Origin of the sequence: Streptomyces sp. NPDC048590 (assembly GCF_043199535.1) — a bacterium.
In the GTDB taxonomy this organism is placed as follows: Bacteria; Actinomycetota; Actinomycetes; order Streptomycetales; family Streptomycetaceae; genus Streptomyces.
On sequence record NZ_JBICWC010000009.1, the window covers coordinates 149,347 to 171,215 of the forward strand.

General features: G+C 69.7%; 20 protein-coding genes. 8 read left to right on the forward strand and 12 right to left on the reverse strand.

Features of this window, described 5'->3' with window-relative positions; translation table 11 throughout:
* Window position 1: 1 nt before the first annotated feature.
* From sufD to ACGFNN_RS25690, 3 genes are read right to left on the reverse strand one after another with little or no spacing between them, the layout of a single operon-like run.
* On the reverse strand, window positions 2-1,183 hold the full coding sequence (gene sufD, locus ACGFNN_RS25680) for a Fe-S cluster assembly protein SufD (protein ID WP_393559308.1): 1,182 nt from the start codon (window positions 1,181-1,183) through the stop codon (window positions 2-4).
* A 60-nt stretch (window positions 1,184-1,243) separates the two neighbouring features.
* Window positions 1,244-2,665 carry a Fe-S cluster assembly protein SufB gene (sufB, locus tag ACGFNN_RS25685; protein ID WP_362667490.1) on the reverse strand — a complete coding sequence of 474 codons (1,422 nt, stop codon included), beginning with the start codon at window positions 2,663-2,665 and terminating at the stop codon, window positions 1,244-1,246.
* Complete coding sequence (locus ACGFNN_RS25690; RefSeq protein WP_393559310.1) at window positions 2,662-3,420, reverse strand: helix-turn-helix transcriptional regulator; 759 nt, start codon at window positions 3,418-3,420, stop codon at window positions 2,662-2,664. Before ACGFNN_RS25690 ends, sufB begins: the two co-directional genes overlap by 4 nt.
* Window positions 3,421-3,709: 289 nt before the next feature.
* Between ACGFNN_RS25690 and ACGFNN_RS25695 the strand changes: the two genes are divergently transcribed.
* From ACGFNN_RS25695 to ACGFNN_RS25705, 3 genes are all read left to right on the forward strand, one after another.
* The gene (locus tag ACGFNN_RS25695) at window positions 3,710-4,636 is read left to right on the forward strand and encodes an ABC transporter ATP-binding protein (RefSeq protein WP_393559311.1); all 927 of its coding nucleotides are present in this window, start codon (window positions 3,710-3,712) and stop codon (window positions 4,634-4,636) included.
* Window positions 4,633-5,400 carry an ABC transporter permease gene (locus ACGFNN_RS25700; protein ID WP_393559313.1) on the forward strand — a complete coding sequence of 256 codons (768 nt, stop codon included), beginning with the start codon at window positions 4,633-4,635 and terminating at the stop codon, window positions 5,398-5,400. The genes ACGFNN_RS25695 and ACGFNN_RS25700 overlap by 4 nt, the downstream gene beginning before the upstream one ends.
* 80 nt (window positions 5,401-5,480) lie before the next feature.
* A complete protein-coding gene (locus ACGFNN_RS25705) occupies window positions 5,481-6,467 on the forward strand; it encodes a heme A synthase (protein ID WP_393559315.1) in 987 nt (328 codons plus the stop codon).
* 82 nt (window positions 6,468-6,549) lie between these two features.
* Here the strand turns inward: ACGFNN_RS25705 and ACGFNN_RS25710 are convergent, their stop codons facing one another.
* Together ACGFNN_RS25710 and ACGFNN_RS25715 are read right to left on the reverse strand one after the other, a co-directional pair.
* Window positions 6,550-6,912 (reverse strand): hypothetical protein, encoded by a 363-nt coding sequence (locus tag ACGFNN_RS25710; RefSeq protein WP_393559317.1) that lies wholly within the window; start codon window positions 6,910-6,912, stop codon window positions 6,550-6,552.
* A gap of 100 nt (window positions 6,913-7,012) precedes the next feature.
* A complete protein-coding gene (locus ACGFNN_RS25715; RefSeq protein WP_362542831.1) occupies window positions 7,013-7,966 on the reverse strand; it encodes a heme o synthase in 954 nt (317 codons plus the stop codon).
* A 285-nt stretch (window positions 7,967-8,251) separates the two neighbouring features.
* On the opposite strand from ACGFNN_RS25715, the gene tkt reads away from it, so the two are divergent.
* The 5 genes from tkt to pgl are packed head-to-tail and all read left to right on the forward strand — an operon-like array spanning window position 8,252 to window position 14,837.
* Window positions 8,252-10,339, forward strand: coding sequence for a transketolase (tkt, locus tag ACGFNN_RS25720; protein WP_393559319.1), 2,088 nt, complete (start codon window positions 8,252-8,254; stop codon window positions 10,337-10,339).
* A 34-nt stretch (window positions 10,340-10,373) separates the two neighbouring features.
* Window positions 10,374-11,492 carry a transaldolase gene (gene tal / locus ACGFNN_RS25725; protein ID WP_362667508.1) on the forward strand — a complete coding sequence of 373 codons (1,119 nt, stop codon included), beginning with the start codon at window positions 10,374-10,376 and terminating at the stop codon, window positions 11,490-11,492.
* 5 nt (window positions 11,493-11,497) lie between these two features.
* Window positions 11,498-13,030: a glucose-6-phosphate dehydrogenase gene (gene zwf / locus ACGFNN_RS25730; RefSeq protein ID WP_099176111.1), complete on the forward strand. Its 1,533-nt coding sequence runs from the start codon at window positions 11,498-11,500 to the stop codon at window positions 13,028-13,030.
* Window positions 13,027-14,058 carry a glucose-6-phosphate dehydrogenase assembly protein OpcA gene (gene opcA, locus ACGFNN_RS25735; RefSeq protein ID WP_393559321.1) on the forward strand — a complete coding sequence of 344 codons (1,032 nt, stop codon included), beginning with the start codon at window positions 13,027-13,029 and terminating at the stop codon, window positions 14,056-14,058. Before zwf ends, opcA begins: the two co-directional genes overlap by 4 nt.
* The gene (gene pgl / locus ACGFNN_RS25740; RefSeq protein WP_393559323.1) at window positions 14,055-14,837 is read left to right on the forward strand and encodes a 6-phosphogluconolactonase; all 783 of its coding nucleotides are present in this window, start codon (window positions 14,055-14,057) and stop codon (window positions 14,835-14,837) included. The genes opcA and pgl overlap by 4 nt, the downstream gene beginning before the upstream one ends.
* Before the next feature lie 121 nt (window positions 14,838-14,958).
* Here the strand turns inward: pgl and ACGFNN_RS25745 are convergent, their stop codons facing one another.
* The 7 genes from ACGFNN_RS25745 to gap form a co-directional block, all read right to left on the reverse strand.
* Complete coding sequence (locus ACGFNN_RS25745) at window positions 14,959-15,390, reverse strand: PPOX class F420-dependent oxidoreductase (protein WP_393559325.1); 432 nt, start codon at window positions 15,388-15,390, stop codon at window positions 14,959-14,961.
* Window positions 15,391-15,766: 376 nt separating this feature from the next.
* Complete coding sequence (gene pgi / locus ACGFNN_RS25750) at window positions 15,767-17,419, reverse strand: glucose-6-phosphate isomerase (RefSeq protein WP_393559327.1); 1,653 nt, start codon at window positions 17,417-17,419, stop codon at window positions 15,767-15,769.
* A 226-nt stretch (window positions 17,420-17,645) separates the two neighbouring features.
* A complete protein-coding gene (locus ACGFNN_RS25755) occupies window positions 17,646-17,981 on the reverse strand; it encodes an RNA polymerase-binding protein RbpA (protein ID WP_362542855.1) in 336 nt (111 codons plus the stop codon).
* Between the two features lie 110 nt (window positions 17,982-18,091).
* Window positions 18,092-18,328, reverse strand: a complete 237-nt coding sequence (gene secG / locus ACGFNN_RS25760) for a preprotein translocase subunit SecG (protein ID WP_031094498.1) — start codon at window positions 18,326-18,328, stop codon at window positions 18,092-18,094.
* Between the two features lie 138 nt (window positions 18,329-18,466).
* The gene (gene tpiA, locus ACGFNN_RS25765) at window positions 18,467-19,243 is read right to left on the reverse strand and encodes a triose-phosphate isomerase (protein ID WP_362542859.1); all 777 of its coding nucleotides are present in this window, start codon (window positions 19,241-19,243) and stop codon (window positions 18,467-18,469) included.
* A gap of 6 nt (window positions 19,244-19,249) precedes the next feature.
* Entirely contained in the window at window positions 19,250-20,461 is a 1,212-nt protein-coding gene (locus ACGFNN_RS25770) for a phosphoglycerate kinase (protein WP_362542862.1), read from the reverse strand.
* Window positions 20,462-20,573: 112 nt separating this feature from the next.
* The gene (gene gap, locus ACGFNN_RS25775) at window positions 20,574-21,584 is read right to left on the reverse strand and encodes a type I glyceraldehyde-3-phosphate dehydrogenase (RefSeq protein ID WP_362542866.1); all 1,011 of its coding nucleotides are present in this window, start codon (window positions 21,582-21,584) and stop codon (window positions 20,574-20,576) included.
* Window positions 21,585-21,869 lie beyond the last annotated feature (285 nt).

Here is a 21,869-nt window from a genome sequence, read left to right on the forward strand (position 1 = left end):
CTCAGACCGACGCCTTCAGCTCGGCCTCGATCTTGTCGAGAAGCCGGGCCTCGACGTCGGGCAGGCCGATCTGCTGGACCAGCTCGGCGAAGAAGCCGCGCACGACGAGCCGGCGGGCCTCCTCGGCCGCGATACCGCGGGACTGCAGGTAGAACAGCTGCTCGTCGTCGAAGCGGCCGGTCGCCGAGGCGTGGCCGGCGCCGAGGATCTCGCCGGTCTCGATCTCGAGGTTCGGCACGGAGTCGACCCGGGCGCCGTCGGTGAGAACCAGGTTGCGGTTCATCTCGTAGGTGTCGGTGCCCTCGGCGGCCGCCTGGATGAGCACGTCACCGATCCACACGGCGTGGGCGTCGTCGCCCTGGAGCGCGCCCTTGTACACCGCGTTGGACTTGCAGTGCGGGGTGTTGTGGTCGACCAGGAGGCGGTGCTCCTGGTGCTGGCCCTTGTCGGTGAAGTAGAGGCCGAAGAGCTCCGCCTCGCCGCCGGGGGCCGCGTAGGAGACCCGGGGGTGCAGACGGACGAGGTCACCGCCGAAGGTGACGACGACCGACTTGAAGGAGGCGTCACGGCCGACCAGCGCGTTGTGCTGGCCGACGTGGACGGCCGTGTCGTCCCAGTCCTGGACGGAGACGACGGTCAGCTTCGCGCCGTCACCGAGGACGAAGTCGACGTTGGCCGCGAGCACGGCGTCACCGGTGTGGTCGATGACGACGACGGCCTCGGCGAAGGCCTTCAGCTCGATCACCTGGTGGCCGTAGGCGACACCGCCCTCACCGTGCACGGTGATGCGGACCGGCTCGGTGAGCACGGCCTCCTTCTCGACCGTGACGACCGAGGCCTGGCGGAAGGAGGAGTACGCCTGGGCGGCGACCCGGTCCACCGGCTTGCCGGCCCGGCCGAGGCGCGCGTCGTCGCGGCCGACGGTCTCGACGGTGACGCCGGACGGCGCCTCGACGACGACCTTGACGCCGTCACCGGTGGCGACGGCGGTGCCGTCGTGCAGCCCGCGCAGTCGCTCCAGCGGGGTGAACCGCCACTCCTCCTCGCGGCCGTGCGGGACCGGGAAGTCCGCGACGTCGTAGGAGGGGGGCGCGCTCATGCGCGTGGCGACGGTGGACTCGGCCGCCACCGCGATGGACCCGGCGGTGGTGGAACCCACCGGAATGTTCTGAGCCTCAGCCATGGCTGTCGTGGTGCTCGCTTTCTCAGTCAAGAACTCTTCGGGACTCGGTCGGCGGGCTTACTAGCCGACCGATCCCTCCATCTGCAGCTCGATCAGCCGGTTGAGCTCCAGGGCGTACTCCATGGGCAGCTCCTTCGCGATCGGCTCGACGAAGCCGCGCACGATCATCGCCATGGCCTCGAACTCGGTCATGCCACGGCTCATGAGGTAGAAGAGCTGGTCCTCGGAGACCTTGGAGACGGTCGCCTCGTGGCCCATCGACACGTCGTCCTCACGGACGTCGACGTACGGGTAGGTGTCCGAGCGGGAGATGGTGTCCACCAGCAGCGCGTCGCACAGCACGTTGGACTTGGCACCCGGCGCACCCTCGCCGATCTCGATGAGACCGCGGTAGGAGGTGCGGCCGCCGCCTCGCGCCACCGACTTGGAGACGATGTTGGAGGAGGTGTTGGGAGCCATGTGCACCATCTTGGCGCCGGCGTCCTGGTGCTGGCCCTCGCCCGCGAAGGCGATGGACAGGGTCTCGCCCTTGGCGTGCTCGCCCATCAGGTAGACGGCCGGGTACTTCATCGTGACCTTGGAGCCGATGTTGCCGTCGACCCACTCCATGGTGGCGCCCTCGTAGGCCACGGCGCGCTTGGTCACCAGGTTGTAGACGTTGTTCGACCAGTTCTGGATGGTCGTGTAGCGGCAGCGGCCGCCCTTCTTCACGATGATCTCGACGACCGCGGAGTGCAGCGAGTCGGACGAGTAGATCGGAGCGGTGCAGCCCTCGACGTAGTGGACGTAGGCGTCCTCGTCGACGATGATCAGCGTCCGCTCGAACTGGCCCATGTTCTCCGTGTTGATACGGAAGTAGGCCTGGAGCGGGATCTCGACGTGCACGCCCTTCGGCACGTAGATGAAGGAGCCGCCGGACCACACGGCGGAGTTCAGCGAGGCGAACTTGTTGTCACCGACGGGGATGACGGTGCCGAAGTACTCCTTGAAGAGCTCCGGGTGCTCCTTGAGGGCGGTGTCGGTGTCCATGAAGATGACACCCTTCGACTCCAGCTCCTCGTTGATCTGGTGGTAGACCACCTCGGACTCGTACTGCGCGGCGACACCGGCGACGAGGCGCTGCTTCTCCGCCTCCGGGATGCCGAGCTTGTCGTAGGTGTTCTTGATGTCCTCGGGCAGGTCCTCCCAGGACTCGGCCTGCTTCTCCGTGGACCGCACGAAGTACTTGATGTTGTCGAAGTCGATGCCCGACAGGTCGGAGCCCCAGCTCGGCATGGGCTTCTTGTCGAACAGCTTCAGGCCCTTGAGCCGGAGCTTCAGCATCCACTCGGGCTCGTTCTTCTTCTCCGAGATGTCGCGGACGACAGCTTCGGAGAGGCCGCGCTTCGCCGCCGCGCCTGCCGCGTCGGAGTCGGCCCAGCCGAATTCGTACGTGCCCAGGCCCTCGAGCTCAGGGTGGGCAGTCTCCGTGGGGAGCGTCATGCGGGGTTCCTCCCGGCCGTGCTTGCAGATGCTGATGGATCGGTCTGTCGGTTCTGTCGAGCCTGTGGTGCCGCGGGGCTGCTGCGCGGAACGAACGTCGTGCACACCCCGTCGCCGTGGGCGAGGGTGGCCAGACGCTGTACGTGGGTCCCGAGCAGGCTGGAGAAGAATTCCGTCTCCGCCTCGCACAGCTGCGGGAACTGTTCGGCGACGTGCGCGACCGGGCAGTGGTGCTGGCAGAGCTGCTCGCCCTGCTGTGGGCCCGGCGCGCTGCGCGCCGTAGCAGCGTACCCGTCGGCGGACAGGGCCTTGGCCAGCGCCTCGGTCCGCTCCTCGGGGGCCACGGCCTCGACGGCGGCGCGGTACGTCTCGGACTGGGCGGCCATCCTGGCGCGGGCGAAGGCGACGAGCGCCTCGTCCCCCGCCGTGTCGGCGATCCAGCGGAGCGCGTCGGCGGCGAGCTTGTCGTAGGACTGGTCGAAGGCGTCACGGCCGCAGTCGGTGAGGGCGAAGACCTTCGCCGGGCGGCCGCGGGTCCGCGCGCCGTACACCCGCTGTTCGCGGGCCTCGACGACGTCGTCGGAGACGAGGGCGTCCAGGTGCCTGCGCACGGCCGCCTGGGTGAGGCCGACCCGCTTGGCCAGGTCGGCGACGGTGGACGGGCCGTGGTCCAGGATGGAGCGCGCGACCCGGTTGCGCGTCGAGCGCTCACCGGTCGCGAGTTCCTCCTGGGGAGCCTCGCCAACGTATTTCACAACGCCATTGTTGCGTAATTCCTCCGGGCGTGACAAGCCGCCCCCGGAGCGGACACGGTGCCCTTCATCACTTAGGCAGACCTAAGTTGACCTGCGAAAACGCTCCGCCCGAGCGGGCCTGTGCAGGTGAGGGCCGTACAGGCGGGACCCCGGGCCCACCCGGACCGGAGCGCTCCGAGGAGCGTGACGGGCCCGGCGCGCCGCGCCCCTCCAGGGGCCGGTCCGAGGGCCCGCCCGCGGTGCCACGCGCCTGCCGGGCGTCGTGGGGCAGCCCTTAGACTTGCCCGCCATGAGCAGCGAGCCCGTCGTGAAGGCCAGGGGCCTTGTCAAGCGGTACGGCACGAAGACCGCGGTCGACGGCCTCGACCTGGAGATCGCGGCAGGCACCGTGACCGCGGTACTCGGCCCGAACGGCGCCGGCAAGACCACCACCGTCGAGATCTGTGAGGGCTACCTCCGGCCGGACGCCGGGAGCGTACGCGTCCTGGGCCTCGACCCGGTCGCGGACGCCGCGGCGCTCCGGCCCCGGATCGGCGTGATGCTGCAGTCCGGCGGCGTCTACTCCGGCGCGAGGGCCGTGGAGATGCTCCGCCACGTGGCGAAGCTCCACGCGCACCCGCTGGACGTCGACGCGCTCGTCGACCGCCTCGGGCTCGGCGGCTGCGGCCGCACCACCTACCGCAGGCTTTCCGGCGGGCAGCAGCAGCGCCTCGCGCTGGCCATGGCCGTCGTCGGCCGGCCCGAGCTGGTCTTCCTGGACGAGCCGACCGCGGGTCTCGACCCGCAGGCCCGGCGCTCCACCTGGGACCTGGTCAGGGAGCTGCGCTCCGACGGGGTGTCGACCGTCCTCACCACGCACTTCATGGACGAGGCCGAGGAGCTGGCCGACGACGTCGCGATCATCGACGCGGGGCGGGTGCTGGCCCAGGGCAGCCCGGAGCAGCTGTGCCGCGGAGGCGCGGAGAACACCCTGCGCTTCACCGGCCGCCCCGGCCTCGACCTCGGCTCGCTGCTGAAGGCGCTGCCCGACGGCAGCGAGGCGCTGGAGCTCACCTCGGGCGCCTACCGGATCACCGGGCAGATCGACCCGGAGCTGCTCGCGACCGTCACCTCCTGGTGCGCCCAGCACGGTGTGATGCCGGACGGCATAGCGGTCGAGCGGCACACGCTCGAGGACGTCTTCCTGGAACTGACCGGCAAGGAGCTGCGCGCATGAGCGCCGGTACGTACACCCCCCGCCCGGGCGCGGCGCCGCTGCCGCGCATGATCGCGGCGCAGGCGGCGCTGGAGACCCGGATGCTGCTGCGCAACGGCGAGCAGCTGCTGCTGACGGTGGTCATCCCGACGCTGCTGCTCGTGCTGTTCAGCGCGGTGGACATCGTGGACACGGGCACGGGCGAGCCCGTCGACTTCCTCGCACCCGGCGTTCTCGCGCTCGCGGTGATGTCCACGGCCTTCACCGGGCAGGCCATCGCAACCGGCTTCGAGCGGCGCTACGGCGTACTCAAGCGGCTCGGCGCCTCTCCCCTGCCCCGGTGGGGCCTGATGACCGCGAAGACGCTGTCCGTCCTGGTCACAGAGGTGTTGCAGGTGCTCCTGCTGACCGTGATCGCCCTGGCCCTCGGCTGGTCCCCGGAGGGCAGCCCCTTCTCCGTGCTGCTGCTCCTGGTCCTGGGCACCATGGCCTTCTCGGGCCTCGGACTGCTGATGGCCGGGACGCTGAAGGCGGAGGCGACGCTGGCCGCGGCCAACCTGGTCTTCCTGCTGCTCCTGGTGGGCGGCGGGGTGATCGTGCCGCTGGACAGGTTCCCCGACGCGGCCGCGTCGGTCCTGGGGCTGCTGCCGATCGCGGCGCTCTCCGACGGGCTCAGGGACGTGCTCCAGCACGGCGCGTCCATGCCCTGGGGCGACGCGGCGGTCCTGGCCGTCTGGGGGGTCCTGGGGCTGGGCGCCGCGGCACGGTTCTTCCGCTGGGAGTGACCGGGCCGGCCGGGAAGATGTCCAATCTCACCCGGTAATCACCCACCCCTCGTGAAAACTTGCACAAGCCGGTGCCTACGATGGGGCGCGTGGAAACCCCCCTCTCCTACATCGCCAAGCGCTGGACGCCGTCGGTGAGGACTGCCAAGCGCGCCGCGCTCGCCGCGGTCGTGATGAGCGTCTTCATCATCATCACCGGCGGCGCGGTCCGGCTGACCGGTTCCGGGCTGGGCTGCGACACCTGGCCCAAGTGCACCGACGACAGCCTCTTCGCCACCCCGGCACAGGGTCTGCACGGTGCCATCGAGTTCGGCAACCGGATGCTCACCTACGTCCTGAGCGCGGCGGTCGGCTGGGCGATCATCGCGGCCCGCTCCCTGAAGCCCCGGCGGCGCGGTCTGACGCGTCTGGCCTGGTCGCAGTTCTGGCTGGTCATGGGCAACGCCGTCATCGGCGGGATCACCGTCTGGGCGGGTCTCAACCCCTGGTCGGTGGCAGGGCACTTCCTGCTGGCCAACTGCCTGCTCACGGTGACCGTCGTCACCTGGGCGCGGATCGGCGAGGGCGACGGCCCCCCGCGCCCCCGCGCCCCCAAGCCGGTCCGTCGGCTGTCCTGGGCGATCGTGGCCACCACGGTGCTGCTGATGGTGCTCGGCACGACGGTCACCGGTTCCGGCAAGCACGCCGGGGACAGCAGCGACGTGCCGCGCATGCCGTGGGACTGGAGCGCGGCGGCCCATGTGCACGCCGTCGCCGCCTGGATCGTCTGCGCCCTGGCCGTCGCCATGTGGTTCGCGCTGCGGGTCGTCGACGCCCCCGTGGACACCCGGGCCCGCGCCCGTGACCTGCTGGTCGTGCTGCTGGTCCAGGGCGGCATCGGATACGTGCAGTACTTCAACGACGTACCGGAGATCCTGGTCGGCCTCCACATGCTCGGCTCGTCCCTGATGTGGATCGCCGTGCTGCGTCTGCTGCTGTCGATGCGCGAGCGTCCGGCGGCGGACAGCGCGGGCGCTGTGCCCGCTCCGGCCTCCGGGGAGCGTCCGGAGCCCGTGGCCGCGGGCTGACACCGGCCGGTACGTCCAGGAGCCTCCGGCTCCGGACCCTCAGGGGTCCGGAGCCGGAGGCTCCTTCGTGTGCGGGACGGGTTCAGCCGTTGGACGGGCCGCCGACCTGGATGCCCGCCATCCGGGACCACTCGTAGGGACCGGTGCGGACCTTGGCGGCGAAGTCGCCGTCGAAGTCCTCGTGGACCGTGATGCCCGCCTTCTCCGTGGCCTTCTCGGCGACGGCGTAGGAGGGGGCGACCAGGTCGCCCCAGCCGCCGTCCTCGCCCACCAGCACGATCCGGGTGCCCATCTGGCCGAGGTGGGCGAGCTGCCCCTCGGCGCCGCCGTGCTCCTTGGCGAAGGCGCCGATCTGCTTGGCGAGCTTCGCGGCCCTGCGCTCCGCGCGGGCCGCCTGCTTGCTGTCGTCCGTCTGCTGGGTCTGAGGCTCTGCCGTCTCTGCCATGGACAGGATGCTACCGACGGGTAGAGGGAACGGCGACGGGCGGGGTCCGTGGCATCGGCCACGTCCCCCGCCCGGCGGCGGAGCTTCGGTGCGTGCGGGACTACCTCAGGAAGGGGTCCACCGCGACGGCGACGAAGAGGAGCGAGACATAGGTGATGGACCAGTGGAACAGCCGCATCTCCTTGAGCTTGGCACCGGTCACCCCGGACTTCGCCCGGTTCTGCAGGCCGTGCGCCTCCCAGAGCCAGAAGCCGCCGGTCAGCAGCGCCACCAGGGTGTAGAACCAGCCGGTGTAGCCCAGCGGGGTCAGCAGCAGCGACACCGCGACCATCACCCAGCTGTAGACGACGATCTGCCGGGCCACCACACGGTTGGAGGCGATGACCGGGAGCATCGGGACGCCGACCCGGGCGTAGTCGTCCTTGACCTTCATCGAGAGCGGCCAGTAGTGCGGCGGCGTCCAGAAGAAGATGACGGCGAAGAGGACGACGGCGGCCCAGGACATCGAATCGGTCACCGCGGACCATCCGATGAGTACGGGCATGCAGCCGGCGATTCCGCCCCACACGATGTTCTGCGAGGTACGGCGCTTGAGAAGCATCGTGTACACGACGACGTAGAACAGAAGTGCGCCCAGGGCGAGCGCCGCGGACAGCCAGTTGACGAGCAGTCCGAACCAGACCGTGGAAATCACCCCGAGGGCGATTCCGAAGGCGAGGCACTCCCGCGGGCTCACCATGCCCGTGACCAGCGGACGCTGCGACGTACGGTCCATCAGCGCGTCGATGTCGCGGTCGATATACATGTTGAGCGCATTGGCACCGCCGGCGGAGAGATATCCGCCGATGGTGGTGGTCACCACGAGCCAAAGATCCGGCACGCCCTGAGCCGCGAGGAACATCACCGGGACGGTGGTGATCAGCAGCAGCTCGATGATGCGCGGCTTGGTAAGAGCCACGAATGCCTTGATGCGGGCCCCGAACGGGCGCTGGCCCACTGGGCTCGGAGTCAAGGCGACCCCTGCGGGTCGGGACTCGACGGCCGTCACGCACACCCCTGACAGAGAAATCCCAGCAAGCTCCGGGCGTGAAAGCCCGGTAAAGACTTGCGCGAACCAGACCACTGTAGACGTTGGGCATACGCCGCTCTTCGCGGGGGTGGGGTCGTGTTGGGGTGGCGCAGAAGTGAACGGCGGCGCTCATACGGGAGGCGAACTCCGCAGGTCGCCCGCACTGTGGAAAGGGCAGAAGTACGGCCTTCCGGCGGGGGTAGGCTCGACAATGCCCGGTGCGGTATCCAGTCACCGGTTTACAACAGTGGAGAGGAGCCCTGACTCAGGGTGAGCACCAAGCCGACCACCACAGACCTCCAGTGGACCGAATTGGACCAGCGGGCCGTGGACACCGTCCGCGTCCTGGCCGCGGACGCCGTACAGAAAGTCGGAAACGGCCACCCGGGCACGGCGATGAGCCTCGCTCCTGCCGCTTACACCCTCTTCCAGAAGGTGATGCGTCACGACCCGGCGGACGCCGAATGGACCGGACGCGACCGGTTCGTACTGTCCGCGGGCCACTCCAGCCTGACCCTCTACATCCAGCTCTACCTCGCCGGGTACGGCCTGGAGCTGGACGACCTCAAGGCTTTCCGCACCTGGGGCTCGAAGACTCCGGGCCACCCGGAGTACGGTCACACCACGGGCGTCGAGACGACGACCGGCCCGCTGGGCCAGGGCGTCGCCAACGCCGTCGGCATGGCGATGGCGGCCCGCTACGAGCGTGGTCTCTTCGACCCGCGTGCGGCGGCCGGCACCTCTCCCTTCGACCACACCATCTGGGTCATCGCGGGCGACGGCTGCCTCCAGGAGGGCATCTCGGCCGAGGCGTCCTCGCTGGCCGGCCACCAGAAGCTCGGCAACCTGGTGCTGCTGTGGGACGACAACCACATCTCCATCGAGGGCGACACGGAGACCGCGGTCTCCGAGGACACCCTGAAGCGCTACGAGTCCTACGGCTGGCACGTCCAGCGGGTGGACCAGCTGCCCAGCGGCGACCTGGACCCCGAGGGCCTCTACCGCGCGCTCCAGGCGGCCAAGGCCGAGACGGAGCGCCCGTCCTTCATCGCGGCCCGCTCGATCATCGCCTGGCCCGCCCCGAACGCCCAGAACACCGAGGCTGCGCACGGCTCGGCCCTCGGCGACGACGAGATCGCGGCCACCAAGCGGGTCCTCGGCTTCGACCCGGAGAAGACCTTCGAGGTCTCCGACGAGGTCATCGCGCACACCCGTGAGGCGCTGGACCGCGGCCGCGAGGCCAAGGCCGAGTGGGAGAAGTCCTTCGCCGCCTGGCGCACCGCCAACCCCGAGCGCGCGGCCGACTTCGACCGGATCGCCGCGGGCGAGCTGCCGGCCGGCTGGCAGGACGAGCTCCCGGTCTTCGAGGCGGGCCACGGTGTCGCCACGCGTGCCGCGTCCGGCAAGGTCCTCCAGGCGCTCGGCGGTGTCATCCCCGAGCTGTGGGGCGGTTCCGCCGACCTCGCCGGGTCCAACAACACCACGATCGACAAGACCTCGTCGTTCCTCCCGGTGGGCAACCCGCTGCCGGAGGCCGACCCGTACGGCCGCACGATCCACTTCGGCATCCGCGAGCACTCCATGGCCGCGGCCATGAACGGCATCGCGCTGCACGGCAACACCCGTGTCTACGGCGGCACCTTCCTGGTGTTCTCCGACTACATGCGCAACGCCGTGCGCCTCTCCGCGCTGATGCACCTGCCGGTGACGTACGTGTGGACGCACGACTCGATCGGCCTCGGCGAGGACGGCCCGACCCACCAGCCGGTCGAGCACCTGGCCTCGCTGCGTGCCATCCCGGGCCTGAACGTCGTCCGCCCGGCCGACGCCAACGAGACGGTCATCGCCTGGCGCGAGATCCTCGAGCGCGGCAAGAAGGACTTCGGCACGAGCGCCCCGCACGGTCTGGCGCTCTCCCGCCAGGGCCTGCCCACCTACGCGGCGAACGAGAACGCCGCCAAGGGCGGGTACGTCCTCCTCGACGCCGAGGGCGGCGAGCCGCAGGCCGTTCTGATCGCCACCGGGTCCGAGGTCCAGCTGGCGGTCGAGGCCCGTGACGAGCTCCAGGCGGCCGGCGTGCCGACCCGCGTGGTCTCGATGCCGTGTGTCGAGTGGTTCGAGGAGCAGGACCAGGCGTACAAGGACAGCGTGCTGCCGCCGTCCGTGAAGGCCCGGGTCGCCGTCGAGGCCGGCATCGGCCTCACCTGGCACCGGTACGTGGGCGACGCCGGCCGGATCGTCTCGCTTGAGCACTTCGGTGCCTCGGCCGACGCCAAGGTCCTCTTCCGCGAGTTCGGCTTCACCGCCGCCCGCGTGGCGGAAGCCGCCCGGGAATCCCTCGCCGCCGCCGCGCGCTGACGCTGACATACGACAAGTAGGAGATGCATTTCTCATGACAGACGCACTCAAGCGCCTCTCCGACGAGGGCGTGGCGATCTGGCTCGACGACCTGTCCCGCACACGGATCACCTCCGGCAACCTCGCCGAGCTGATCGACCAGAGTCACGTCGTGGGTGTCACGACCAACCCGTCGATCTTCCAGAAGGCGATCTCCCAGGGCCACGGTTACGACCAGCAGCTCACGGACCTCGCCACCCGCAAGGTCACGGTCGACGAGGCCATCCGCATGATCACGACGGCGGACGTCCGTGATGCCGCCGACATCCTGCGCCCCGTCTTCGACGCCACCGACGGCCAGGACGGCCGGGTCTCCATCGAGGTCGACCCGCGTCTGGCGCACAAGACCGAGGCCACCGTCGCCGAGGCCAAGCAGCTGGCCTGGCTGGTGGACCGGCCGAACACCCTCATCAAGATCCCGGCGACCAAGGCCGGTCTGCCGGCGATCACCGAGGTCATCGGCAAGGGCATCAGCGTCAACGTCACGCTGATCTTCTCGCTGGAGCGCTACCGCGAGGTCATGGACGCCTACCTGGCGGGCCTGGAGAAGGCGAAGGCCGCCGGCCTGGACCTCTCGAAGATCCACTCCGTGGCGTCCTTCTTCGTGTCCCGTGTGGACACCGAGATCGACAAGCGCCTGGACGCGATCGGCAGCGACGAGGCGAAGGCCGCGAAGGGCAAGTCCGCCCTCGCCAACGCCCGTCTGGCCTACGAGGCCTACGAAGAGGTCTTCGCGGGCGAGCGCTGGGCCGCGCTGGACAAGGCGCAGGCCAACAAGCAGCGGCCGCTGTGGGCCTCCACCGGTGTGAAGGACCCGTCCCTCAAGGACACCCTGTACGTCGACGAGCTGGTCGCCCCCAACACGGTCAACACCATGCCGGAGGCGACATTGGACGCCGTGGCCGACCATGGTGAGATCACCGGCAACACCGTTGCCGGCGGTTACGACCAGGCCCGTGCCGACCTCGAGACCGTGAAGAAGCTCGGGGTCAGCTACGACGATGTCGTCCAGCTGCTGGAGGACGAGGGCGTCGAGAAGTTCGAGGCCGCCTGGATCGACCTGCTCAACTCGACCGAGGCCGAGCTCAAGCGCCTCGCTCCTTCGGAGGGCTGACCACCTTGTCTGGTGTTCCCGGAGCCAACCCGCTCCGTGACGCTCAGGACCGACGGCTCCCGCGTATCGCGGGGCCGTCGGGCCTGGTGATCTTTGGCGTCACGGGCGATTTGTCCCGTAAAAAGCTGATGCCCGCCGTCTATGACCTGGCCAATCGCGGCCTGCTGCCGCCGGGCTTCTCGCTCATCGGCTTCGCGCGCCGCGACTGGGAGGACGAGGACTTCGCCCAGGTCGTGCACGACGCGGTCAAAGAACATTCCCGTACGCCCTTCCGCGAAGAGGTCTGGCAGCAGCTCAGCCAGGGCATGCGCTTCGTCCAGGGCAACTTCGACGACGACGTCGCGTTCGAGACCCTCAGGGCCACGATCGAGGAGCTCGACAAGGCCCAGGGCACGGGCGGCAACTTCGCCTTCTACCTCTCCGTGCCGCCGAAGTTCTTCCCCAAGGTCGTCCAGCAGCTGAAGAAGCACGGGCTGGCCGACCAGAAGGAAGGCAGCTGGCGGCGGGCCGTCATCGAGAAGCCGTTCGGCCACGACCTGGAGAGCGCGCAGGAGCTGAACCAGCTCGTGCACGACGTCTTCCCGCCGAACGAGGTCTTCCGGATCGACCACTACCTCGGCAAGGAGACCGTCCAGAACATCCTGGCGCTCCGCTTCGCCAACACGATGTGGGAGCCGATCTGGAACAGGTCGTACGTCGACCACGTCCAGATCACGATGGCCGAGGACATCGGCATCGGCGGCCGGGCGGGCTACTACGACGGAATCGGCGCCGCCCGTGACGTCATCCAGAACCACCTGCTGCAGCTGCTGGCGCTCACGGCGATGGAGGAGCCCGGCTCCTTCCACCCGAAGGCGCTGGTCGCCGAGAAGCTGAAGGTGCTCACGGCCGTGGAGCTGCCCGAGGACCTGGGCAAGCACACGGTGCGCGGCCAGTACGCGCACGCCTGGCAGGGCGGCGAGGAGGCGCTCGGCTATCTGGAGGAGGACGGTATCGACCCCAAGTCGAAGACCGACACCTTCGCCGCGATCAAGCTGACGATCAACAACCGCCGCTGGGCGGGGGTGCCGTTCTATCTCCGTACCGGCAAGCGCCTCGGCCGCCGGGTCACCGAGATCGCGGTCGTCTTCAAGCGCGCCCCCTACCTCCCCTTCGAGTCCGGCGCCACGGAGGAACTCGGCGGCAACGCCCTGGTCATCCGCGTGCAGCCGGACGAGGGGGTCACGGTCCGGTTCGGTTCCAAGGTGCCCGGCACCTCCATGGAGGTCCGGGACGTCACGATGGACTTCGCCTACGGCGAGTCCTTCACGGAGTCCAGCCCGGAGGCGTACGAGCGGCTCATCCTCGACGTGCTGCTCGGCGACGCCAACCTCTTCCCGCGCCACCAGGAGGTCGAGCTCTCCTGGAACATCCTCGACCCGATCGAGGAGTACTGGGACAAGCACGGCAAGCCCGCCCAGTACGCGGCCGGCACGTGGGGGCCGGCCGAGGCCGACGAGATGCTCGCACGCGACGGACGGAGCTGGCGCCGGCCATGAAGATCGATCTCACGGAAACCACGTCCAGCAAGATCAACCAGGCCCTCGTCTCGGCCCGCCGGGACATCGGTTCCCCGGCCGTCGGCATGGTGCTCACCCTGGTCATCGTCACGGACGAGGAGAACGCGTACGACGCCCTCAAGGCGGCGAACGACTCCTCGCGCGAGCACCCCTCGCGGATCATCGTGGTGATCAAGAGGGTCAGCCGTTCGCCGCGGGCCCGCCGCGACGCGCGGCTCGACGCCGAGATCCGGGTCGGTTCCGACGCGGGCTCGGGCGAGACCGTCGTGCTGCGTCTGCACGGCGAGCTCGCCAACCACGCCCAGTCGGTCGTGCTGCCGCTGCTGCTGCCGGACGCCCCGGTCGTGGTGTGGTGGCCCGAGGACGCCCCGGCGGACCCGGCGAAGGACCCGCTGGGCGCACTCGCCCAGCGCCGTATCACCGACACCTACTCCGCCGAGCACCCGCTCGACGAGCTGTCGGTGCGCGCGGCGACCTACCGGCCGGGTGACACCGACCTCGCGTGGACGCGCATCACACCGTGGCGCTCGATGCTGGCGGCGGCGCTCGACCAGCAGCCCGCGCAGGTCGCCTCGGCGACGGTCGAGGGCGAGTCGGACAACCCGAGCTGCGAGCTGCTGGCCATGTGGCTCGCGGACCGGCTCGGTGTGCCGGTGGAGCGCACGCTCTCCGGCGGTCCCGGTCTGACGGCCGTAAGGATGGAGACGAAGAACGGTCCGATCGTCCTGGACCGGCCCGACGGCTCGCTGGCGACGCTCTGCATGGCCGGCCAGCCGGACCGCGCGGTGGCGCTGAAGCGGCGGGAGACCGCCGAACTCCTCGCCGAGGAGCTGCGCCGCCTGGACCCGGACAACATCTACGAGGCCACGGTGAAGTTCGGCGTGGAGCGCCTCGGCGGACCCACCGAGCCGTCGTCCGTCGGTACGGGGCAGAAGCGGGCGGAGCCGACGGGTGCCGCGGCGCCCGCGGCGAAGAAGACGGCGGCCAAGAAGGCGGCGTCGAAGTGAGCGCTCCGCAGCTCGTCGTGCACCGCGACAAGGAGCTGATGGCCCAGGCCGCGGCGGCCAGGCTGATCACGAAGATCGTGGACGCCCAGGCCGCCCGCGGCTTCGCGTCGGTGGTCCTGACCGGCGGGCGCAACGGCAACGGCCTGCTGGCCGCGCTCGCCGGTTCGCCCGCGCGGGACGCGATCGACTGGTCGAGGCTCGACCTCTGGTGGGGCGACGAACGGTTCCTGCCCGAGGGCGACCCGGACCGCAATGTCACGCAGGCCCGTGAGGCCCTGCTGGACAAGGTGGGCCTGGACCCCGCGCGGGTCCACGCGATGCCCGCGTCGGACGGGCCGTACGGCGGCGACGCCGACGCGGCGGCCGCGGGGTACGCCGAGGAGCTGGCCGCCGCCTCGGGGCCGGAGGACCACGGGTCCGTCCCGGCGTTCGACGTGCTGATGCTGGGCGTCGGTCCGGACACCCATGTCGCGTCGCTCTTCCCGGAGCTGCCCGCGGTGCGGGAGACCGAGCGCACCGTCGTCGGTGTGCACGGCGCCCCGAAGCCGCCGCCCACCAGGGTCTCGCTGACGCTGCCCGCGATCCGCGCGGCGCGTGAGGTGTGGCTGCTGGCCGCGGGCGAGGACAAGGCGGAGGCGGCGGAGATCGCGCTGTCGGGCGCCGGGGAGATCCAGGCACCGGCGGCGGGCGCCTACGGCCGCAGCCGGACGCTGTGGCTGCTGGACGCCGCGGCCGCGTCGAAGCTGCCGCGCGCGCTGTATCCGCCGGCCTCGGCCTGACCGGAGGCACCGCGAAGGACATGCCGAGGGCCCGGACCACTCCCCCGAGTGGTTCCGGGCCCTCGGCATGTCCGGCTCGTGCCGTCCCACCCCCGGCACGGGTCACGCCGGTGAGGGAGTGTCAGGCCGGGTCCGGGACCCAGCCGTACGTGTGATCGACGCGGAAGCGGACCACCAGCCGCTGGTCGGTGACCATGGCCTGGCGGTACTCGTCCCAGTCCGGGTGTTCGCCCTGGACGGCCCGGTAGACGTCCACCAGTTCCTCGACCGCGGCGTCATGGGGTTCGGCTGCGACGTCGGAGAGGGTGGCCTCACCCTCGTACACGGCGTAGGCCGCGCCGGACCCGGAGGTCACGTGGAGGCTGACCCTCGGGTCCCTCCGCAGGTTGGCGACCTTGGCACGGCCCGCCGTCGTCGAGAACCGGATGGTCCGGCTCTCCGCGTCGTAGGCGAAGTCGACGTTGGAGAGCTGCGGCCGGCCGTCCTTCTTCAGCGTGACGAGTGCGCCCCGGCTGTGGTCGGCGAGGAGGGAGAGGTGGTTGTTCTGCGCCATGCTGCTCCTTCGGTGGTCCGTGGGTCAGGGTGGTGCGGACGCGTCGATTGTGCGGGCGGCCCGACCACCACGGACTCCTGTAGCCGGATCTCGGCCACCGTGTTGTCCGGTTGTCGTCGCCGGAGAGGGGGCCGGCGCCGGCTGCCGGACCGCGCACGGTGTCCACGGTCTGGATGCGGAACATCGGTGCGCCCCGCGACTCCCGCCGAACGCCCCGGTGCTCACGTGGACGGACCCTCGGTGACCTCCCGGCGCTGCGTGCGGAACCACCACGGGGGAGGGCGACGCCGCAGGACAGGCCGTCGGCGGCGTACACCACGGCGGGCGCCGGCAGCCAGAACCTGTGCGTCGTCCCCTCCCCCGCGACCGGCGTCGCTCAGCGGCCGCGCAGGGTCCGGTAGGTCGCCACGAGCGCCGCGGTGGAGCTGTCGAGCTGCTCACCGCCGGTGCCTTCGGTCAGCACCGGTTCGATCTTCTTCGCCAGCACCTTTCCGAGCTCGACACCCCACTGGTCGAAGGAGTCGATGTTCCACACGGCGCCCTGCACGAACACCTTGTGCTCGTACAGCGCGATCAGCTGGCCGAGCACCGAGGGGGTGAGCCGGTCGGCGAGGATCGTCGTCGTGGGGTGGTTGCCCCGGAAGGTCTTGTGCGGGACGAGCTCCTCGGCGACGCCCTCCGCGCGGACCTCCTCGGGGGTCTTGCCGAAGGCGAGTGCCTGCGTCTGGGCGAAGAAGTTCGCCATCAGCAGGTCGTGCTGGGCGATGAGCCCCGGCAGCAGGTCCTGGACGGGCGTGGCGAACCCGATGAAGTCGGCCGGGATGGTCTTGGTGCCCTGGTGGATCAACTGGTAGTAGGCGTGCTGCCCGTTGGTCCCCGGGGTCCCCCAGACGACCGGGCCGGTCTGCCATTCCACCGGACTGCCGTCCCGGTCCACGGACTTGCCGTTGGACTCCATGTCCAGCTGCTGCAAATAAGCGGCGAACTTCGACAGGTAGTGGCTGTAGGGCAGGACCACGTGCGACTGGGCGTCGAAGAACTGCCCGTACCAGACGCCGAGGAGACCCAGGAGCAGTGGGGCGTTCTCCTCGGCGGGAGCGGTGCGGAAGTGCTCGTCGACGAGGTGGAAGCCGTCGAGCATCTCGCGGAAGCGCTCGGGCCCGATGGCGATCATCAGCGAGAGGCCGATCGCCGAGTCGTAGGAGTAGCGGCCGCCGACCCAGTCCCAGAACTCGAACATGTTGGCCGTGTCGATGCCGAAGTCGGTGACCTTGTCCGCGTTGGTGGAGAGCGCCACGAAGTGCTTGGCCACCGCTTCCTGACCGGCACTCAGCCCGGTCAGCAGCCAGTCACGGGCCGATGTGGCATTGGTGATGGTCTCGATCGTGGTGAAGGTCTTCGAGGCGACGATGAAGAGCGTCTCGGCGGGATCCAGGTCGCGGACCGCCTCGTGGAGGTCGGCACCGTCGACGTTGGACACGAAGCGGACGGTGAGCGTGCGGTCCGTGAAGGAGCGCAGCACCTCGTAGGCCATGGCGGGCCCGAGGTCGGATCCGCCGATGCCGATGTTCACGATGTTCTTGACCGGCCTGCCGGTGTGACCGGTCCACTCCCCGGCCCTGACCCGGTCGGCGAAGGACGCCATCTTGTCCAGGACGGCGTGCACACCCGGCACCACGTTCTCGCCGTCGACCTCGATCACGGCGTCGCGCGGGGCGCGCAGCGCGGTGTGCAGGACGGCGCGGTCCTCGGTGGTGTTGATCTTCTCGCCGCGGAACATCGCGTCGCGCAGCCCGGCGACGTCCGTGGCCACGGCCAGGTCGCGCAGCAGGCGCAGCGTCTCGTCGGTGACCAGGTGCTTGGAGTAGTCGATGTGGAGGTCGCCGACCCGGAGGGTGTACGCGGCCCCGCGGTCCGGCGCGTCCGCGAACAGCCGGCGCAGATGGGTGTCGCCGAACTCCTCACGGTGCTTGCCGAGAGCCGCCCACTCGGGCGTCTGATTGAGCTTGGTTCGGCCTTGTGCGTTCATCCCGGAAATCGCCCACTTCTTCTCGTACCTGCAACCTTCCCCGCTGCCCCTCCAACCTAATTGATCTGGGGGGTCCACAGGGCCAACGGCGGGCTGCCGGACGGCGAACGGGCTCCGGCCGGGCACCCAGGGGGTGACCGGCCGGTGAACGAATCGGAGCGGGGCGTCACGCGCGGATCGCGCACACCGGACGGCGTGCGATCCCGGCTGTCGCCGCGGGTCGACCTCAGATCTCTCCGCGGAGCTTGGCGAGAGCCTCGGCGAGGATGGCCTCGCCGTCCGCGTCGCTGCGCCTCTCGCGCACGTACGCGAGGTGCGTCTTGTACGGCTCGGTCCGCGGCGGGGCGGGCGGGCTGTCCTGGTCCTGACCGGCGGGGAACCCGCAGCGCGGGCAGTCCCAGGTGTCCGGTACCTGTGCGTCATGGGCGAAGCTCGGCTGCGTCTCGTGCCCGTTCGAGCACCAGAAGGAGATGCGGAGGCGCGGCGCGGACTCGCCTCGCTCGGCCTCCCCCATCGGCCCCGCTCCGACCCGGCTTCCCCTGATCGCGTTGCCACTTGCCACGGTCGTAACTCCCTGCGTGATGGTGCTCGAGGTTGCCCCAGTCTACGTAAGGCCCAACGCGCGTCCAGTGAAAGGAGTTACACCGTCACCGGGATTCACGAACGCGGAGGTCAGCTGTCCAGCTTGATGAGCAGAGCGAGGACGACGATGCACGCGAACCAGCCCAGACCGACCACTACGGTGATGCGGTCGAGGTTCCGCTCGGCGACCGACGAGCCACCGACGGACGACTGCATCCCGCCGCCGAACATGTCGGAGAGGCCGCCGCCCTTCCCCTTGTGCATCAGCACCAGCAGCATCAGCAGCAGGCTGAAGACGATCAGGGCGATCTCGAACGCCAAAACCACGGCTGGTCCCTACTTTCCGGAATTCCTAGGACTGCATGTACGAACGGCGGGGGCCCGGGGGTCACCCCCCTCGGCCCCCGCAAGGGTACGACGGATCCGCGTCACCGCATACTCACCCGGTGACGGGAACGGACGATCCTACTGGTCGCGGAAGCGGACGATCTTGACGAACTCGTCGGCGTCGAGCGCCGCGCCGCCGATCAGCGCACCGTCCACATCGGGCTGGGCCATGATCGCCGCGACGTTGCCGGACTTGACCGAGCCTCCGTACTGGATGCGCACGGCGTCGGCCAGCTCCTGCGAGTACAGCTCGGCGAGCCGGCGGCGGATCGCGCCGCAGACCTCCTGCGCGTCCTCGGGGGTGGCGACCTCGCCGGTGCCGATGGCCCAGACCGGCTCGTAGGCGATCACGATGGTCTCGGCCTGCTCGGCCGGGATGTCCTTGAGCGCGCCGTCGAGCTGCGCCAGCGTGTAGGAGACCTGGTCACCGGCCTTGCGGATGTCCAGGCCCTCGCCGACGCAGAGGATCGGGGTCAGGCCGTGCTTGAACGCGGCCTTCACCTTGGCATTGCAGATCTCGTCGTTCTCACCGTGGTACTGACGGCGCTCGCTGTGGCCGACGGCCACGAAGGAGCACTTCAGCTTGGCGAGCATCGGGCCGGAGATCTCTCCGGTGTACGCGCCGGAGTCCTGCGCCGAGATGTCCTGGGCGCCGTACTTGATCTTCAGCTTGTCGCCGTCGACCAGCGTCTGGACGGAGCGCAGGTCGGTGAAGGGCGGCAGGACGGCGACCTCGACCGCGTCGTAGTCCTTGTCGGCCAGGGCGAAGGCGAGCTTCTGGACGTGGGCGATGGCCTCGAGGTGGTTGAGGTTCATCTTCCAGTTGCCCGCCATCAGCGGGGTGCGGGTGGTCATGAAAGGTCAGTCCTCCAGTGCGGCGAGTCCGGGAAGCGTCTTGCCCTCGAGGTATTCGAGGCTGGCGCCGCCGCCGGTCGAGATGTGTCCGAACGCGTTCTCGTCGAAGCCCAGGATGCGGACGGCGGCGGCGGAGTCGCCGCCACCGACGACGCTGAAGGCCGGGGAGTCGACGAGCGCCTGGGCGACGGCCTTGGTGCCCTCGGCGTAATCGGGGTGCTCGAAGACGCCCATCGGTCCGTTCCAGAAGACGGTGGCCGCGTCGGCGAGCTTCGCCGCGTACAGCTTGCGGGTCTCGGGCCCGATGTCCAGGCCCTCCTGGTCGGCGGGGATGGCGTCGGCGGCGACCGTCGTCGGGTTGGCCGGAGCCTTGGTCTTCAGGTCCGGGAACTCACGCGAGACCAGGACGTCGACGGGGAGCACGAACTCCACACCGAGCTCCTCGGCACGCTTGAGGTATCCCTGGACGGCCGGAACCTGGTCCTCCTGGAGCAGCGAGATACCGACCTCGTGGCCCTTGGCCTTGAGGAAGGTGTACGCCATGCCGCCACCGATCAGGATGCGGTCGGCCTTCTCCAGCAGGTGGTCGATGACTCCGAGCTTGTCGGAGACCTTGGCACCGCCGAGCACGACGGCGTAGGGGCGCGCGACGTCCTCGGTGAGCTTCTTCAGGACGCCGACCTCGGTGGCGATGAGGCCTCCCGCCGCGTGCGGCAGCCGGGCCGGGAGGTCGAAGACCGAGGCGTGCTTGCGGTGGACGGCACCGAAGCCGTCGCCCACGTAGACGTCGGCGAGCTCGGCGAGCTGGTCGGCGAAGGCTCCGCGCTCGGCGTCGTCCTTGGACGTCTCGCCGGCGTTGAAGCGGAGGTTCTCGATGACGGCGACCTGGCCGTCGGTGAGGGCGGCGACCGTGGCGCGGGCGGACTCGCCGACCGTGTCGGTCGCGAAGGCGACCTCGGTGCCGAGCAGTTCACCCAGCCGGGCCGCGGCCGGGGCCAGCGAGAACGCCGGGTCCGGGGCACCCTTGGGGCGGCCCAGGTGCGAGGCGACGATGACCCGCGCGCCGGCGGCGGCGAGCTCGGCCACCGTCGGCCGGACGGCGCGGATGCGGCCGTCGTCGGTGATCGTGGTGCCGTCGAGCGGCACGTTGAGGTCGGCGCGGACGAATACCCGCTTACCCGCGACCCCTTCGGCGAGAAGTTCGTCGATCGTCTTCATCTGTTCCCATACTCCTTGGAAGGACGGATGAGCATGCGAGGGGGCTCGGACGGCGCCCCGTCGCGCCGTCCGAGCCCCTCACATCACACCTGGATGCCTGTCGATCCTAGGATCAGAGCTGGCCACCGACGAAGACGGTCAGGTCGACGAGGCGGTTGGAGTAACCCCACTCGTTGTCGTACCAGCCGAGGATCTTCACCGAGTTGCCCTCCTGGACCATGGTCAGGGAGGAGTCGAAGGTGCAGGACGCCGGGTCGCTGACGATGTCCGACGACACGATCGGGTCCTCGGTGTAGGCCAGGAAGCCCTTCAGGTCGCCGTCCTCGGAGGCCTTCTTGAACGCGGCGTTGACCTCGTCCTTGGTGACCTCGCGCTCCAGGGTGACGACGAGGTCGGTGGCGGAGCCGGTGGGGACCGGGACGCGCATCGCGATGCCGTCGAGCTTGCCCTTGAGCTGCGGGAGGACCAGGGCGGTCGCCTTGGCGGCGCCCGTCGTGGTCGGGATGATGTTCTCGGCGGCGGCGCGGGCGCGGCGCAGGTCCGAGTGCGGGAAGTCCAGGATGCGCTGGTCGTTCGTGTACGCGTGGACCGTCGTCATCAGACCCTTGACGATGCCGAAGTTCTCGTCGAGGACCTTGGCCATCGGCGCCACGCAGTTGGTGGTGCAGGAGGCGTTGGAGATGACGTGGTGGTTGGCCGCGTCGTACTTGTCCTGGTTGACGCCCATCACGATGGTGATGTCCTCGTCCTTGGCCGGAGCCGAGATGAGGACCTTCTTGGCGCCACCGGCGATGTGCTTCTCGGCGTCGGCCTTCTTCGTGAAGATGCCGGTCGACTCGATGACGATGTCGACGCCCAGCTGACCCCAGGGGATGTCGGCCGGGTTGCGCTCGGAGAGCACCTTGATGGTGTGGCCGTCGACGGTGATGGTGTCGGCGGTGTGGCTGACCTCGGCCTTGAGACGACCCAGGATGGTGTCGTACTTCAGCAGGTGCGCCGTGGTCGCGGTGTCACCCAGGTCGTTGACAGCCACGATCTCGATGTCCGCACCCTGCTCCAGCAGCGCGCGGAAGTAGTTACGACCGATGCGGCCAAAGCCGTTGATGCCTACGCGGATCGTCACGAACCGATCTCCTCGTTAGGAACGCCGGTTTCGATGCCGGCGAGTTTTATTAGGGATGTCCCCGACCGCCTCCGACCCTACCTCTCCGAAGGCCCCGGAGTGACATCGAGAGGGGAGCCCTGAAGAGGTATCTCCCTACTCCCGAGTAGGACTGCCGTATTCCGGCAGCGGGGCGGACACCGGCCGCCTTCCCCCTCGGCACCGTCACCACGCGTCAACACCCGCCACCACCCGGCCCCTTGCGCGGAAAGGGGAGCCTCCCGTGATGTCACCGGGAGTCACCGA

Excerpts from the sequence above, each read along its gene's own strand:
- ACGFNN_RS25745 (WP_393559325.1), bottom strand. The coding sequence starts at position 15,390 with ATGGCGCAGAACAACCACCTCTCCCTCCTCGCCGACCACAGCCGGGGC.
- sufB (WP_362667490.1), bottom strand. The coding sequence starts at position 2,665 with ATGACGCTCCCCACGGAGACTGCCCACCCTGAGCTCGAGGGCCTGGGC.
- ACGFNN_RS25700 (WP_393559313.1), top strand. The coding sequence starts at position 4,633 with ATGAGCGCCGGTACGTACACCCCCCGCCCGGGCGCGGCGCCGCTGCCG.
- pgi (WP_393559327.1), bottom strand. The coding sequence starts at position 17,419 with ATGAACGCACAAGGCCGAACCAAGCTCAATCAGACGCCCGAGTGGGCG.
- ACGFNN_RS25770 (WP_362542862.1), bottom strand. The coding sequence starts at position 20,461 with ATGAAGACGATCGACGAACTTCTCGCCGAAGGGGTCGCGGGTAAGCGG.
- tpiA (WP_362542859.1), bottom strand. The coding sequence starts at position 19,243 with ATGACCACCCGCACCCCGCTGATGGCGGGCAACTGGAAGATGAACCTC.
- ACGFNN_RS25695 (WP_393559311.1), top strand. The coding sequence starts at position 3,710 with ATGAGCAGCGAGCCCGTCGTGAAGGCCAGGGGCCTTGTCAAGCGGTAC.
- sufD (WP_393559308.1), bottom strand. The coding sequence starts at position 1,183 with ATGGCTGAGGCTCAGAACATTCCGGTGGGTTCCACCACCGCCGGGTCC.
- tal (WP_362667508.1), top strand. The coding sequence starts at position 10,374 with ATGACAGACGCACTCAAGCGCCTCTCCGACGAGGGCGTGGCGATCTGG.
- ACGFNN_RS25705 (WP_393559315.1), top strand. The coding sequence starts at position 5,481 with ATGGGGCGCGTGGAAACCCCCCTCTCCTACATCGCCAAGCGCTGGACG.
- ACGFNN_RS25710 (WP_393559317.1), bottom strand. The coding sequence starts at position 6,912 with ATGGCAGAGACGGCAGAGCCTCAGACCCAGCAGACGGACGACAGCAAG.
- opcA (WP_393559321.1), top strand. The coding sequence starts at position 13,027 with ATGAAGATCGATCTCACGGAAACCACGTCCAGCAAGATCAACCAGGCC.